Genomic DNA, 14,542 nt, shown 5'->3' with positions numbered 1-14,542 from the left:
CTTGACTCTTAGCACCCCTCTCCTAATGCTAAGTCAATCAATGGCATGGCCTTTGCACATATATCATAATGATAAAAATGATCATGGCAAAGAAGATCTTGATAGTTGACCATAATGGCTTGATGACGGAGGTAATGTCATACATATTAACCAGTAATGGTTATGAAGTAATTACCCTCGACAATGCTGTCCATATATTCAGCAACATCCGCCAAAACCATCCTGATCTTATTATTCTTGATGCCGTTTTACCCGGTATAGATGGCATAGATGTGTGCCGCCTCCTGAAATGGAACAAAGAAACCCAAACCCTCCCGGTAATTATTTGTACAGACAGTGAAAATGCAGAAAACTACCTAAAACAGGAAGGAGCTCCGGATGATATACTGCACAAACCTTTCGGTATGAATAACCTGATAGAGACGGTTGAGCACCAGCTGGCCGCCTGAACATCCACCACTGTTTTCTTTAAAATGCCCGATTTAACTACAACAATTGTATATTTACCCCGAGGAGAAAAAGATGGGTCTGCCACTACGAATAACATATAACGATACCGACCACGTTTACCAGATAAACACAGCGCCGATCAGTAAAGCTACTACAGAGCTTGAAATATTATTAAACGGCGAGAAAATAACCCTTCAAAAAGATATCCGCGGAGCATGGATACAACAGGGAGAAGGTCCGCTGATTGATCCGGAATTAGCCCAGGCACTAGGCCGGTCTGTATCCTTACGGTTCAGGATGTAATTATTCTTCTATGCGTTTTCCCGGTCAGCCATACGTAGAATAAACGCTACATAACCTGATTTTCCAATACAAATCTTCACCAGGGATCATTGGCCTTTTTTGTAGGCGCCTGTAACATAAGTTTCACTGGTTTTTCGCGCTTCATTGATTTTATAAAGTAAACCCGGTATTTTTGTTTCATGAGTATTCTTGTAACCGGAAGCGCCGGTCACCTGGGTGAGGCCATTTTACGCACCCTGAAGGCACAGGGCCGACAGGCACGGGGCCTGGATATCAAAGCTTCGGCTTTTACAGATCATGTAGGGTCAATAACCGACAGGGATTTTATCCGTAGTTGCCTGAAAGATATACAAGCGGTGATCCATACCGCAACCCTGCACAAACCGCACATCGCCACCCATACCAACCAGGATTTTATCGACACCAATGTTTCGGGCACACTGGTATTGCTGGAAGAGGCCATAGCTACAGGTATACGCACCTTTGTTTATACCAGCACCACCAGTACATTTGGCGCTGCGATGAATCCAGCCCCCGGTGAGCCTGCGGCCTGGATCACAGAGGACGTAACACCCATTCCCAAAAACATTTATGGTGTAACCAAAATAGCTGCCGAGAACCTGTGTGAAATGTTTGCCCGCAAATATGAGTTGGGCGTAGTGATTTTGAGAACATCACGGTTTTTCCCTGAAGCTGATGACAATGCCGCGATAAGAGGAAAATATAGTGCAGCCAATGTACAGGCCAACGAACTGCTATATCGCCGGGTAGAAATGGAAGACGTGGTCGACGCGCATATCCTGGCGGTTGAAAAAGCCCGGGCTATTGGATTTGGGCGTTATATCATTTCGGCCACAACACCTTTTACGAGGGATGACCTCACTCTGCTTCATACCAATGCCCCGGAAGTGGTAAAACGACTTTTCCCCGATTACGAACAGCTTTTTGCCGACAAGCAGTGGACCATGTTCCCCCACATCGACCGGGTTTATGTGAACAGCCGGGCTCTTGATGAGCTGGGATGGCGACCCCAATATGATTTTACTTATGTACTGAAATGCCTTAGCGAAGGTATCGATTTCAGGAGCCCACTATCGCTCGGTGTAGGCAGCAAGGGATACCATGATACTGTTTTTGAACAGGGCCCCTATCCGGTTGAATAGCTACAAAAAGTGGGTTTACATGGTTTACACTTTTCATGGTTAACATTATTGTATTTTATTGATAATAAGTTATTTATGTTTATTTATGGCCGAAAAGTGGGTTTACAGTGTAAACCCGCTTTTAAAAGAGCCCGAAGTTTAAATATGTCATTGCGAGGTACGAAGCAATCTCCTCGCGTTCTCATGGATAGGAATAGCTACGAGATTGCTTCGTCGTTCCTCCTCGCAATGACATGGGAGAGACACGTCATGGATGGCTCCGTCGAAGCATGGTGGGCAGGCCTCTGCGCTCGACCCTTTAGCCTGTGGTCGGTGTTATCACCGCACCACCACTTATTATGCTTATTAATAGGCCCCTTTACTAAATCCAGGCTATGTGGTGCAGTGATAACACCGACCACAGGCTATATAATTTTGATGTTTTACCCGGTTTCCTTACCAGGAACTGGTTCTTGTCTGGATAAATTCTTTCTGATAGTTCAAGGGGCTTTTACCGGTTATCTGCTTAAAATATTTATGGAAATTGGTAAAGTTGTTAAACCCGCTTTCGTAACAGAGCTGTTTCAGCGGCAGTTTATTTTCGATAAGCAGTTTGCAGGCATGCCCTACCCTGATCTCCAGTAAAAATTTGGAATATGTTTTACGCGTGCGCGATTTAAAATAACGGCAAAAGGAGTTTGGACTGATCCCGGCCAGATCGGCAAGTTCATCCATGTGGATCTTATTTTTGAAATTAGCCAGCGAGTACTCATAGATCACATTGATACAGTCATTTCCGGATTTCTCAATGTTAGGACTAAATCCAATAGACGACAGGATATCGGCATGCTCATACCCGGCAATAATATTTAATGCCTCCATCAAGAGGATGATCCGTTTTGATCCTTCGGCGGTAAGCAGGTTTTCCATGATATCGGCAATCATTTTTTTTGCCTTACCTGTAATTTGTATTCCACGTTTGGCTTTTTCCAATACGGTTTTGATCAGTTTATTTTCGGGCAGTTGTAAAAAGCCGTTCCCCCAAAAGTTTTCGCAAAAATGGGCCACCCTGATATCAACGGGAGCTGTTTCTTCCTTTGAAAAATACACATCATCAAAACGCCAGTAATGCGGCAGGTAAGCGCCTATCATCACCATATCCCCGGCATTAAACTGCCTGATATTATCGCCGACGAACTGGGTTCCACTCCCTTTTTTAAAATGGATCAGTTCAATTTCCGGGTGGTAATGCCACCTGTTATTAATACAGGGGATGAGGTCTTGCCGTACACTAAAGGACTGCGCAGGGCCTGCTGATACTTTGAGTAATTGTGGCTTCATTCAATTGATTTTTAATTGGTTATCAAAACAAAAACTATTGCTCCCGGATAGCGATATCGGCAAAATAAACATCCTCATCCCGTATATATTCCGCGCTTTTTAAGCTCCGGTATACGCCCCACTTTGGCCGGCAAAATGATGTTCCCTTTCGCCACAGATCGATATCCTTATTGGTATAATTCAACAATATTTTGCCATCGGCCACCCGTTTGATGATCACGGTGTAACTGCCATGGGTATCATAATGCATGATCTCGGTTGCTTCAACCCAGGCCCCTTTAAAATCGGCCAGGTTTACTTTGGTCAAAACGCCCTGCGAAGTTTCCTTTGCCGAACCGGTACGGATAATCTCCAACTGATCGGGCCGACCAAAGCGGGGTGTAAAAGTGATGATCGGTGCCCCGGCATCGCCATCACCTGCTTTGATCTGGTGGATATGTGTAAATGTAGGCTGCGCTTTAAAGCCGCTGTCTATTTTAAATTTCCATTTGTATTCAACCGTTTCGCCCAATTCGCCTTTCAGTTTCGGGGCAGACGGACCATAAGTTTTGATCTCTACCCGCTCCCTGTCAAAATTTTTGCAGCGGTCATTATCCTCCTTAACATGACTATGAAAAACAAACACGTATTCATTCAGCTGCTTATCAAAAGCTTCTGTAATATGTTTAACCGGATGGGCACAATCCGGCACCTCGCAGGCATCACCTCCCAATACGCGAGAGATCTGCTTATAGGCATCATTGCTCCCATCCGCTTTCAGCACAACCTGGGCCTTTAGCGTGCTGCCCGTAAGCAGCACGCCGGCTATTAAACATAAGGGGATATTCAATTTCATGGGTTAATCAAGTGCTCCGGTTTTCATTTTACCCGCTGGGTTTGTTGTTTGGGAGGCTACCGCTCCCTTCACTTCTACCTTAATTACGGTGGCTATGTTATCTGTGGCATTGGCAGGTACATTTACAGTTACCCCATCGTTGGATACTCCGGTTTTTAAAACAACTCCACCAGCCAGCATTTTGGCGCTAACGATTTCATTTTTTAAACCCGGAACAACCAGTTTACCATCCGCCGGCCAGTTAAATACCGATAAGTACAGTATGGTATTTTTACCCTCGGGTTTAAGCGTACAGCGGCCCCAGCTTAGCGGCTGTAAAGGGCTTGCTTTGGTGGCATATATAGCTTCGCCGTTTACCTTCATCCACTCTCCCATCTTTTTTAAGGAAGCTATACTTTCCTGTGGAAATTCACCTTCGGCTGTCGGACCAACGTTTAGCAAGTAGTTACCGCCTTTTGAAGCAATATCGATGAGGTTATGGATCAATATTTCGGGCGATTTCCATTTATGATCATAGCTTTTATAACCCCAGGTACCATTCATGGTCATACAGGTTTCCCAGTCTTTCCCGTCAAGCTCGCTCAGGTTAGGGATCTTTTGCTCGGGTGTTTTATAATCACCGGCAAAGTTGGGGCGTTTCAAACGATCATTAGTGATGATATTGGGTTGCAGCTTTAACAGGTCCTGCAGTTTTTGAGCAAACTCATCGGTCATGTTGGTTGGGGTATCCCACCAGATCACGGCTACGTCGCCGTAATTGGTGAGCAATTCCTTAACTTGTGGAACAGCCACCCTGTCGATATACTCAGCCATGGTTGATGAGGTTTGAGCTGGGTCCCAATGACCGGTATGATCTTTAGTATAAGCATCTATTTTGGCCGAATCGGGATTTGGCCAACCCTCGGCGCTTACTTTGCGGGCAGCAGCGCCACCAGGATTATTCCAGTCCTGCGCCTGCGAATAATAAAAGCCCAGCTTGATACCATATTTTTTGCAGGCTGCCGCCAGGGGTTTTAAAACATCCTTGCCATAAGGTGTGGCATCGGCAATATTCCATTTACTGGCGTTTGATTTAAACATGGCAAAGCCATCGTGATGTTTCGCGGTGATCACTATATATTTCATGCCGGCCTCTTTGGCTAGTTTTACCCAGGCATCGGCATCATATTTTACCGGGTCGAATTTTTTGGCGAAAGCCTGGTATTCGGCTACCGGGATCTTGGCCCTGTTCATGATCCATTCCCCGCCATGCCCTACCTCATATCCTTTGTACATACCACCCAGCTCGGCATAATCGCCCCAGTGAATGAACATACCAAAACGGGCTTCGCGCCACCACTTCATGCGCTCATCGCGCGACAGCACTTTTTGTGCAAAAACACTATGTATAAAAAATACGGACAGCAAACATGCTATAAAAAGTTTTTTCATCAGGTTTTTATTTCGACAGGAACAATACCCGCCCAGGTTTATACTATTATTATTGAATTAATGAGCACAGCCGGTCAAATAGCCAGTATACTTACGGTTATGCTAATTGGTTATGAACTACATTTGTATAGCTCTTCATACACTATACAATGCGCGTGGTGTTTGGTACCACATTAGGCTGTAATAATCTACGCAAACGTTTTCGTTCGTGTCACTTATGACCTTTTGATCCACCATTAATTGACAGGAGCCCATTGATATAGCCATATATTTATTAGCGAAACATTGTTTCTGATCTTTTCTTCCAATGAGCCGGTTCGAGAGATTTCATTCACATTTAATTTATGCAGAAAATCTTAAAGTAATTTTCCAGCCATATTCATATACGAACCTTTTCGTATATTCGTTTTTAATACACTAATATTTAGCAAAATGAAGAACGCAATTATCTATATTGCAATATTTTTATCAGGACGTCTTGCCTTCTGTCAAAGCAAACCTATTGGTATTGATACGACAGAAATAATTAACGTTGGCGGCATAAAACAAGTCTTCAGCATAAAAGGTAAAGATGTTACTAAGCCTGTCTTGTTGTATTTACATGGTGCCAGCGGAAGTGATTATTCTTTAATCGGCAATGCTGATAAATTAACATCGAAACTACAAAAACATTTTGTTGTAGTGCTATGGGATCAACGGGAATATGGCAAAACCTTTCAATTAAATAAATCGCCGGAACCACTAACGGTCGGGCTCCTGGTCAATGACACGAAAGAGGTTGTTGATTATTTCCTCAAAACGTTCAACCGAAAAAAACTCTATATCGCGGCACATTCTATGGGTTGTGTGATGGGTATATATATGGCCCAAGAATATCCTGAACGGTTATATGCATTAATTGAAATGAGCCCGCCTGTGAACGGAATAGCAAGTCAGAAAATTGGGCTGGCTATGCTGAAGAAACATTTTAAGAAGAAACACAACGATAGAGCCATTAGGGAACTGGCTACGATTAAACTGCCAGCTAGGGATTTTGAGTCCCTTTTCACTAAATACGTTTGGCAAACTGAATATGATGGAGAACATATCAGTGACACATTGAGAGCGAAAATAAAGCCGATGATGAAACAATGGATGGAAACCTCTGCCGCATCATTATCCAATGAAGTCTTTGAAATGAATTTTCTAAAACAATTTCTTTCCCTTCAATGCCCAGTATATTTTTTTGTTGGCAGAAAAGACTATATGACTAATGCAACAGTTTGCGAAAAATATTACAAAAAACTAAAAGCCCCTAAAAAGCAATTATTTTGGTTTGAAAAATCTGCTCACGGAATTCCTGATAGTGAACCTGAATTGATGCAGGAAATAATTATCACAAAAATATTACCTGAGACACAATACTAACGCATAAAATAAGTATTTGGAAGAGGTGATCAACTTATAGCGGTGCATCAATAGCTACAAAAAGTGGTGCATCAAAAACTCATAAGTGACAGTTCGGGTCATATTTTACTGGTTGGGCTTCTCCCCCTTTCCATATATAAACCTACATTGCTGATGGCTACATAATCGCTGGCTTTCAATACGGTCAATCGCACTTTCCAGGCGATGGTGGCCGGAAATTTTACTACCAGGTTTCTTCCGATGGTTGTGCCCTGTGCCAGCAATTTCCAATCGCTGTCCAGTTGGGCCTCTACCTTATAAGCTGCTATATGCTGCCCCTGTTCGTTAAGTTGCATGGTGTTTATCTTAACGGGGCCTTCCATATCAATTTCGAGGGTTGCTTTGGTTACGCCATCATTGGTACGCCAGTAAGTTGCGGGCTTGCCATCGATCGCTTTTTCGCCGCCAAATTCGCGGGTGTTGCCTTTAACATCACTGGTATTTACCGGCCGATCAATGGCTTCATTAAAACCCAGTTTATCCCTCTGCGTTTTAAGCGGCAATAGGCTTACCTGCTTATTCGGAAACATATCGACGGTATTTCCCTTGTACCCAATATTTTTAAGGCCTTTTGTCCCCAGACGCTCGGCCAGTTGGGCCAGGTAAAGACTTTGGATCTCGACCGGCGAACCGTGCGAATCAAAATTACCATCGGCCAAAACAGGTGCACTGTCAAATAAGCGTGCGGTTTGTTCGCGTTTGCCAATACAGCCGATGGCCCAGTTTGCCGCACCCGGCGGGTTTTGAATAACGTATGTTTTGGCTATACAATTCCAGGCTACGGCCCAACCCATCGTCCAGCCATGGCCCGATCCCGCGATACCTCGGTTCATAAAATCTATGCCCCCATCCGGTACCGTACAGTTATCAACCAAAAGTCCGGTTGCCCAGCGCTGGTGGGGCTGTACGCGGCTCCGTGTACCTCTAAAAGTGCAATTGAGTAAAACATTTGGTCCGGCAATTAAGGAGGAGGTCCAGACGAAATACATATTGCCGCCGGTAATCTCGCAGCGGTCGATCAGGTTTTGCCCACCTTCTAAACTAAAATCTGTTGGTTTGGATGCGCCCAAATTGGCATAGGTGTGCTTCACGATCACTTTTTCCATAGTGATGCGGTTACCGGCGAGCACTGTAGTGTTCATGGTTTCTTCGCAGTTCACATCCTTCACCCAGCAATCGTCGCCGCCAACACGGATCCCAGCATAAGGGGCATGACCATAATCAATTTCGAGCGGCGGGCATTGGATATGTATATTTTCGACACCCACCTGCGTAACCCGTGATACCGGTTTCGCTTTTACAATGATAGTTCCCGGAGAATTTAAAAATTGGGCATCATAGGAGTCGGCCAGCGGAATATCAACCGTCAATTTATTCCCGGAGATGGAAACTATCCTTCTTTTGGTAACACCCCGGGAGCCTGCTTTGAGCCAGGTTTCTTTCTTGCCATCGCGCCACATATTGTCCATTTCCATAAAATGCACCCAGCCTTCGGTTACCGGCCGGTTAATCGCAATGGTATCGCCAATAGCAAAGCTGGAAGCATCGCTAACTGTAAAAGATACGGCTCCCGATGGCACATACACATCCGTAATAAGCGTTTTGGCAGCATTGGCAGCGCTGCTATCTGCTCTTTCTGTTCGGCCTAATGGCACATTGGTGTTTCCGCGACCGATAACTATGGCTGTATGATGCCCGCCAACCATTTTGATGGTGGTGCCGTTTGCCCCGCTACCATGACCTCGTAATACCACACCACTGGTTGATAAGAGGATTGAGCCCGAACAGGTAAACGTACCCGGAGCAAGCTCTACCGCTCCGTGGAATCCATTTTGCAGCGGCATGGCTGATAATTCATCTATAGCTTTCTGAATGACCTGGGTATCGTCATTCCCCGATGGTTTTACTACGCGTTTTACCGGCACAGCCGGGAATGCTATACCACCGCCCATATAACCGGCAGATGAAAAATCCATGATCCTGTCGCCGGTGGGTGTGGTTTTATAAACCAGCTTACCATCCTTGCCCTTATATACCCATTGACTTTTACTTTTTTGTGCAAACGAACTGGCGGTTATCAGCCAGCATAATATAAATACGCTAATGTTTTTCATTTGATAGATCTGCTTAATTTTTAGCCTGATAACCAACATCGGCAGGGCTAAGGGCATGTACTTTTACCAGGGCATTGCTTTGTTCGTCGGCTCCGATGTCAAACGGCGCGGTACGGGGTTGCCCATCCATATCTGTACTCACCGCCGGGTATGCAGCGCTTCCATGGTCAATAGCCAGACTACCAACCTGTATATGATATGTTCCTGAGGCATTTTTTGACAGTTTAGGATCGGCTGTAGTATAGCCTTCCACGGGCATATTGCCCGCATCCTTTACCTTGAATATTATATTACCCAACCATTGCGGATTGGTGTATGGGCCAGAGATGGTAGCTGCCGGTCCGCCACCCTGGATGATATTATCGGCCACTGTAATATAAGTAGCGCCCATACCGCTCTTCCGGGCGGTTTGGATGATGTTTTCTTTATTATTAACGAGTGTGTTAAAGGCGATGAGCACCCGGTCGGGCCGGTCGTGTGCAGTAAGCTGGGCGCCATCAGCAACTTCTCCGTCGCCATTGCCGATCACTATGGCCGAGCTGCAGTTTTCAAAATAATTACTGTGGATGAGGTGATCGTCGCCAAAGATCCTTAGACCCGGCGTATTGAAAAAGTAATTGCCGTATACCAAACTTTTGTTGCCGTGGCGCAGGGTAAACTGCGCCGGGCAATCACGAACGGTATTATACCGAAGCGTTACGGCAGATGCTTTAACCGAGATGAGTTCGTTCTCTCCCTCGCAGCGCTCAAACAGATTATATTCAACCACACTATTGCTTGATGATAAGCTGAAGCCGCTTAGGCCAAATTGAAGTGCCTCTGCCCCATTTTTACCGCCCTGGCTGGCAAAGTTGTTAAAATAGTTATGGTGGATCTGTAACCTCTCGGCTATTTGCTTACCCTCACCCCGAATAGCGACAAACCGTCCCATCGCGTTTTTATTCTGGAAAGTGTTATGATCTACTTCCTGGTCGCTACCGGCAATGGTCAAGTCTTCCCCGTCGCCCTGGTTTTCAAATATGTTTTGGGTAAACCGGCAGAAGCTGGTACTTATCCCCGTTTTGGCTTTGGATGCCGCATGGGTGAATTTAAAACCCCGGATGATAATATATGCAGCCGGGCTTTGTAAACTAAAACCACCTTTCCCGGTAATTTCCGCAGCGCCTGTATGTTGAGCGGCAATAATAATCGGTTTTTCGCGGGTTCCTTTTCCACGAACAGCAATATCTTCGGTAGTGCTATAAACACCATCGGCCAGCAGGATCAAATCTCCGGGCTTAGCCTTATCAATGGCCTTTTGCAGATCGGCAATTGACGAAACCGTAATCGTTTCTGCCAGCAGTATTTTTGAAGGCAGTAATAATAAAATAATAAAGACAACAGCCAGCCTGGCTATATTGCTTTTTAAATAGATGTAAGGATATTTTTTGCGCATGATGCTCTATTTTTATGAGGACAAAAAGTATAATGTGACTAACATCGGCTTATTTTTCAAGGGTTCAATTGCACAAATAAGCTAATTGATACACTCCATTGGCTTTATCATTATTGTTACAAACCACGTAATTTCACCGCCTGTGCGGATGCGCCGGATGTTAATACCAGGGCCTTATCGGCTTTAGAGGTATCTCCGCCATTTATAATAATATTGGCGCAATCCTTACCCTCGGCTTGGAGCAAATTGGTAACCGGTGTTAATACCCTTAGGGCGCTTATCAAAACATTGCGGGTATTTATAAAGCGCAATAATGATTCCGAGTTCTTTTGCCCTTGCGCGCTTAAGCCATTCACTGCAGCATCTTCTACGTTATCCAGTATAAGTGCCGGGCGCAGATCCGGGCTGTCCATGGTCAGCCTTATGTTGTGGAGGGTTAGGCCGCGTACATTGCGGGCATATATACCATAGGCGGGAGGTACCCCGATTTGGTAATATTCCGCGGCCACTTTAGGCACATCTCGCACTGCTCCCTGCTCTGCCGTGCCACCGCCGGGAAATGTGATGTGCACATCATTGAAAGAAATATGCTCCAGGAAAATATCGTCCATGGCATTCAGCGTAATGCATGAAAATATTTCGCCGGGATTATACTTGCTGGTAAACTCCGAGCCTCGAAGCTGCACCGGCTTTACCACCGTGGCATGAATATGGTTAAAGGAAATATTGCGCACAATGGCAGGGGTATTCGCAACGGGATTAACTGAAGATTTTCCATTACCCGAGCCTATGGAAATAGGACCGGTTACATCTTTCATCACCAGGTTTGAAAACGAGATATTCTCAAACCGCGAGCCCGGTGAGCAACGCATTTTTATCGGGCATCCATAAGTCTCGTAGATAAGGCAATTGGAAACGGCGATGTTCTCAGCTTCTCCTCCCCCAAACCGGAATACGGACCAGCGCGTACTAAAAGAACAATCTGAAATGGTTACAAACTTACAACTGCCAAATAGCGCGCAAGCATCATCCTGGCATTGTACATCGCAATTAGAAACATGCATGTAAGTGCTGCCTATAAAATGAAAGCCATCATTATTATGGATCACTTTGCTGCGGATATACAAGCCCTCAAACTTTCCTAATGTGCACATACAAACCCTTATGGAATGATAGGCGCTGTTGATGAGCGAAATATCGCGTACGGTTAAATTTTTGCACTGATAAAAAAGCAGATGATACGGGCGATGGTTCCCAGAAATGCCGGCTGGAGGCAATACACCTTTGGTATCGCTCCGAAATTGCGCGCCCTGACCATCGATAGTGCCATTTCCTTCTATGGTGATGTTCTCGGCATTGGCGGCAAATATCAACCCAACGTTACCGTCGTTCATGGTCCATCCACTATCCAAGGGGATAACCTCGCTGGCATGATATTGTTTACCATCAGCGCTGCCCAGTAATTTTCCCTGTGCGGAGATGTGCAGGGTAACGTTGCTTTTCAACTCAACCGTACCGATCACAAATACACCAGCCGGAACCAGTACCGTGCCCCCCTGTTCTTTATTACAGGTATCAATGGCCGATTGCACCGCGAGAGTATCCGTCGTTTTGCCATCCCCTTTTGCACCAAAATCACGGATGTTGTATACCCTTGCCCCAATATCGTTAGCCGTGTTTTTTACCGGATCGGGACGCCTGGCCGCAAATGAATTTGAAGTAACCACCACCAGTCCTGTTCCTAACGAGATCTTGCCCATAGCACCCAGCCAATTACGGCGTGATACGGATTTGTCATTTGTTTCTGCCATTTGTTTTTAATTTCAGTGTATTTAAAAGAGCCGGCCGCAACAGGGAGCCCTGCCGCGACCGGCGAACCAATTAAACCACTGTACTATTTTGTTTGATAAAAAAGTACCCTGTCTATTACCTGTATGGCCCCGTTTAAGGCCAAAATATTACTGGTACGCACACTCACATAACCTACCGAATTGGAAAAATCATTGAGCCGCATGGTAAAGTTCTGATCATTATTAACCCGAAGGGTCATGATCGATGTGGGATTTAGCGGATCGTAATTTGTTGGTTGCAATGTGGTGGCAACAACGTTTACAGGTGTTAAGTTATTGAAGGAATATGCCCCCTGCACAATTAAATACAACAGGTAGTTTTTTACCTGCTCTTTAGGATAATCGCTCCATTTGGTGGCCGGTTTACCGTTCACCAGGTATTTACCCCAGTAACAATCGGCGGTGATCACCTTGTTTGATAGCCGGTAAACAGCATCGTTATGCAGAAATATAAAGGTGCAATCGGTTTTAATATACAAATTGGTATCAATCCCCGAGTATTCGATGGCCTGGCGCATCAGCTTAAACACCGTATCTTTCCCGGCAAAGTTGTAGCTGCGTTCCTTAATATACTGCCAGGCGGTTTTGTTGATATGCGGATCAAGCACATAGGGGTGATAGTCGGCATTTTCCTGCAATTTTAATCCGGCCAGGTTACAGCCGGCCATACTTATTAAAAGGCCCATGCATGCAAGCCATACAATTGCTTGTTTCATCGTTTTCATTTGATATAGATTAATAAGGTGGATTTTGAGTGAGTTTGGTATTGGCATTTAACACATCCTGATCAATGGGCCAGAATATTTTTCTGACGTCGCCAAAACCTGTTGGCGGAAACCCTTTTAACGTTTGCCGTATTTTAATTAAAGGATCCATCGTTGAAACGATGATACCATTTCGTTGCAGATCAAACCAACGTTTAGCTTCACAAAATAACTCCAGCTGGCGTTCGCGTAAAATGCCGTTCCCATTTACCGGATTGCCGTAAAGCATGTCATCGGCACTGGCAAAATCACCGGCCAGATAGGCCGGTAAACCGGCACGGGTATGTACCATATTTAAATAGATAAGTGCGTTAGCCAGGTCGCCTGTCCTATTTAAGGCTTCGGCCCTTAGAAGGTATATATCCGCCAGGCGATATAAAGGGAACAGCAGGTTGGCCTGTGGCGAATTAGGATAGATCTGGTTGCCGTTCTTATCGAGATTTGGCGCATAGTATTTCCATATTTTATCGTGATTGTTCACTTTAAAATCAATGCTTTGGGCACCACGGATGTCGGCAGGTGTGGTTGTAAAATAGGTCCACAATGCCGGGTCGATAGCAAAATCACTGTTGGTATCGCCGGCTCCAATTTCCTGCGAAGTTTTATTACCGCCATCAACCGTAAAATCCCAGTTCAAACTCCAGATATCTTCTTTGGAGTTTGTTGGTGATGTAAAGATATTTTTCCAGGTAGCGGTAGGTTCCAGGCTATAACGTTTTAATGCCAGCAGCTTATCACACCATAACAAGGCGTTGGTATAATCATGGTTATACATATAAACATCCATGAGCATAGCCGCTATCCCGCCGGAGTTCACGTTCCAAACAACAGATGCTGTTTTGTCAGAAAGGTCATAAGCTTTGAGCAGATCGGGCAGGATCTCGTTTTTCATAATATCTGCAGCCGGCGTTACCCCTTTGTAAGGGTCGGTGCTCAGGTCTTCATAAGGTACTGTCCATAGCGGTACATTGCCCCAAAGCCTGATCAGCCAGAAATAGCTGTAAGCCCGGATACCCAGGGCCTGAGCCTGCAGATCGTTTGATGTAGCCGCATCAATTACAGAAATAGTTGGAATGTATTTTATGGCAAAGTTAGCCCTGCTTATGGTGGTATAAAGCAATGTCCAGTCGGCGCCGTTTGTATTGGGTGTTAATACATTGATCGCCAAAGGCAATCCATCGTTATAAGTTGGGTGAAAAGTGAGGTTATCGCTCCGGCCATCGCCCCAGTAAATAAACTGGCTGTTAAACATATCCTGAACACCATCATATATACCCGCAACACCGGCTTTGGCGTCATCTGCGCTTTTCCAGAACTTATCACTCCCTAATTGACTTTTAGGGGGCTGATCCAACAGCTTTTTACAGCCGGATACGGTGATTATCAATGTTAAAAAAGTAACACTTAATATTTTTTTCATGTCGCTATGAA

12 protein-coding genes are annotated in these 14,542 nt (G+C 45.1%); 4 read left to right on the top strand and 8 right to left on the bottom strand.

All coding sequences use genetic code 11. The annotated features are described in order from the left end of the window. Positions 1-83 precede the first annotated feature (83 nt). From BLR84_RS29125 to BLR84_RS29115, 3 genes are all read left to right on the top strand, one after another. Positions 84-449, top strand: coding sequence for a response regulator (locus BLR84_RS29125; protein ID WP_176852188.1), 366 nt, complete (start codon positions 84-86; stop codon positions 447-449). Positions 450-495: 46 nt separating this feature from the next. Further along, the gene (locus BLR84_RS29120) at positions 496-753 is read left to right on the top strand and encodes a hypothetical protein (RefSeq protein WP_255367073.1); all 258 of its coding nucleotides are present in this window, start codon (positions 496-498) and stop codon (positions 751-753) included. A gap of 179 nt (positions 754-932) precedes the next feature. After that, the gene (locus BLR84_RS29115) at positions 933-1,916 is read left to right on the top strand and encodes an NAD-dependent epimerase/dehydratase family protein (protein WP_090473780.1); all 984 of its coding nucleotides are present in this window, start codon (positions 933-935) and stop codon (positions 1,914-1,916) included. A 435-nt stretch (positions 1,917-2,351) separates the two neighbouring features. Here BLR84_RS29115 and BLR84_RS29110 read toward each other — a convergent pair whose 3' ends face one another. Genes BLR84_RS29110 through BLR84_RS29100 form a run of 3 tightly spaced genes read right to left on the bottom strand, consistent with a single transcriptional unit; the run spans position 2,352 to position 5,502 of the window. Continuing rightward, complete coding sequence (locus BLR84_RS29110; RefSeq protein WP_090473779.1) at positions 2,352-3,236, bottom strand: AraC family transcriptional regulator; 885 nt, start codon at positions 3,234-3,236, stop codon at positions 2,352-2,354. Positions 3,237-3,270: 34 nt separating this feature from the next. After that, positions 3,271-4,071 carry a heparin lyase I family protein gene (locus tag BLR84_RS29105; protein ID WP_090473778.1) on the bottom strand — a complete coding sequence of 267 codons (801 nt, stop codon included), beginning with the start codon at positions 4,069-4,071 and terminating at the stop codon, positions 3,271-3,273. A gap of 3 nt (positions 4,072-4,074) precedes the next feature. Further along, positions 4,075-5,502, bottom strand: a complete 1,428-nt coding sequence (locus BLR84_RS29100) for an alpha-L-fucosidase (RefSeq protein WP_090473777.1) — start codon at positions 5,500-5,502, stop codon at positions 4,075-4,077. Positions 5,503-5,934: 432 nt separating this feature from the next. Here BLR84_RS29100 and BLR84_RS29095 point away from each other — a divergent pair, with 432 nt between their 5' ends. Beyond that, positions 5,935-6,909 carry an alpha/beta fold hydrolase gene (locus BLR84_RS29095; RefSeq protein WP_090473776.1) on the top strand — a complete coding sequence of 325 codons (975 nt, stop codon included), beginning with the start codon at positions 5,935-5,937 and terminating at the stop codon, positions 6,907-6,909. 98 nt (positions 6,910-7,007) lie between these two features. Here the strand turns inward: BLR84_RS29095 and BLR84_RS29090 are convergent, their stop codons facing one another. The 5 genes from BLR84_RS29090 to BLR84_RS29070 all read right to left on the bottom strand — a co-directional run bounded on the left by BLR84_RS29090 (position 7,008) and on the right by BLR84_RS29070 (position 14,531). Continuing rightward, positions 7,008-9,062 (bottom strand): discoidin domain-containing protein, encoded by a 2,055-nt coding sequence (locus BLR84_RS29090; protein ID WP_176852187.1) that lies wholly within the window; start codon positions 9,060-9,062, stop codon positions 7,008-7,010. A 13-nt stretch (positions 9,063-9,075) separates the two neighbouring features. After that, on the bottom strand, positions 9,076-10,497 hold the full coding sequence (locus BLR84_RS29085) for a polysaccharide lyase 6 family protein (protein WP_090473774.1): 1,422 nt from the start codon (positions 10,495-10,497) through the stop codon (positions 9,076-9,078). 116 nt (positions 10,498-10,613) lie between these two features. Continuing rightward, the gene (locus BLR84_RS29080; RefSeq protein WP_090473773.1) at positions 10,614-12,308 is read right to left on the bottom strand and encodes a glycoside hydrolase family 28 protein; all 1,695 of its coding nucleotides are present in this window, start codon (positions 12,306-12,308) and stop codon (positions 10,614-10,616) included. Positions 12,309-12,391: 83 nt separating this feature from the next. Further along, positions 12,392-13,072 (bottom strand): fasciclin domain-containing protein, encoded by a 681-nt coding sequence (locus tag BLR84_RS29075; RefSeq protein ID WP_176852186.1) that lies wholly within the window; start codon positions 13,070-13,072, stop codon positions 12,392-12,394. 10 nt (positions 13,073-13,082) lie between these two features. Beyond that, entirely contained in the window at positions 13,083-14,531 is a 1,449-nt protein-coding gene (locus BLR84_RS29070; protein ID WP_090473771.1) for a RagB/SusD family nutrient uptake outer membrane protein, read from the bottom strand. Positions 14,532-14,542: the final 11 nt, after the last annotated feature.

The sequence above is a fragment of the Mucilaginibacter sp. OK268 genome, assembly GCF_900103125.1.
In the GTDB taxonomy this organism is placed as follows: domain Bacteria; phylum Bacteroidota; class Bacteroidia; order Sphingobacteriales; family Sphingobacteriaceae; genus Mucilaginibacter.
The sequence above is the reverse complement of the archived record's forward strand: the minus strand, read 5'-3'. Positions and strand labels throughout refer to the sequence as shown.

Coding starts and splice junctions, on each gene's coding strand:
- BLR84_RS29125 (WP_176852188.1), top strand. CDS start 84: ATGGCAAAGAAGATCTTGATAGTTGACCATAATGGCTTGATGACGGAG.
- BLR84_RS29115 (WP_090473780.1), top strand. CDS start 933: ATGAGTATTCTTGTAACCGGAAGCGCCGGTCACCTGGGTGAGGCCATT.
- BLR84_RS29110 (WP_090473779.1), bottom strand. CDS start 3,236: ATGAAGCCACAATTACTCAAAGTATCAGCAGGCCCTGCGCAGTCCTTT.
- BLR84_RS29105 (WP_090473778.1), bottom strand. CDS start 4,071: ATGAAATTGAATATCCCCTTATGTTTAATAGCCGGCGTGCTGCTTACG.
- BLR84_RS29100 (WP_090473777.1), bottom strand. CDS start 5,502: ATGAAAAAACTTTTTATAGCATGTTTGCTGTCCGTATTTTTTATACAT.
- BLR84_RS29095 (WP_090473776.1), top strand. CDS start 5,935: ATGAAGAACGCAATTATCTATATTGCAATATTTTTATCAGGACGTCTT.
- BLR84_RS29090 (WP_176852187.1), bottom strand. CDS start 9,062: ATGAAAAACATTAGCGTATTTATATTATGCTGGCTGATAACCGCCAGT.
- BLR84_RS29085 (WP_090473774.1), bottom strand. CDS start 10,497: ATGCGCAAAAAATATCCTTACATCTATTTAAAAAGCAATATAGCCAGG.
- BLR84_RS29080 (WP_090473773.1), bottom strand. CDS start 12,308: ATGGCAGAAACAAATGACAAATCCGTATCACGCCGTAATTGGCTGGGT.
- BLR84_RS29075 (WP_176852186.1), bottom strand. CDS start 13,072: ATGAAAACGATGAAACAAGCAATTGTATGGCTTGCATGCATGGGCCTT.
- BLR84_RS29070 (WP_090473771.1), bottom strand. CDS start 14,531: ATGAAAAAAATATTAAGTGTTACTTTTTTAACATTGATAATCACCGTA.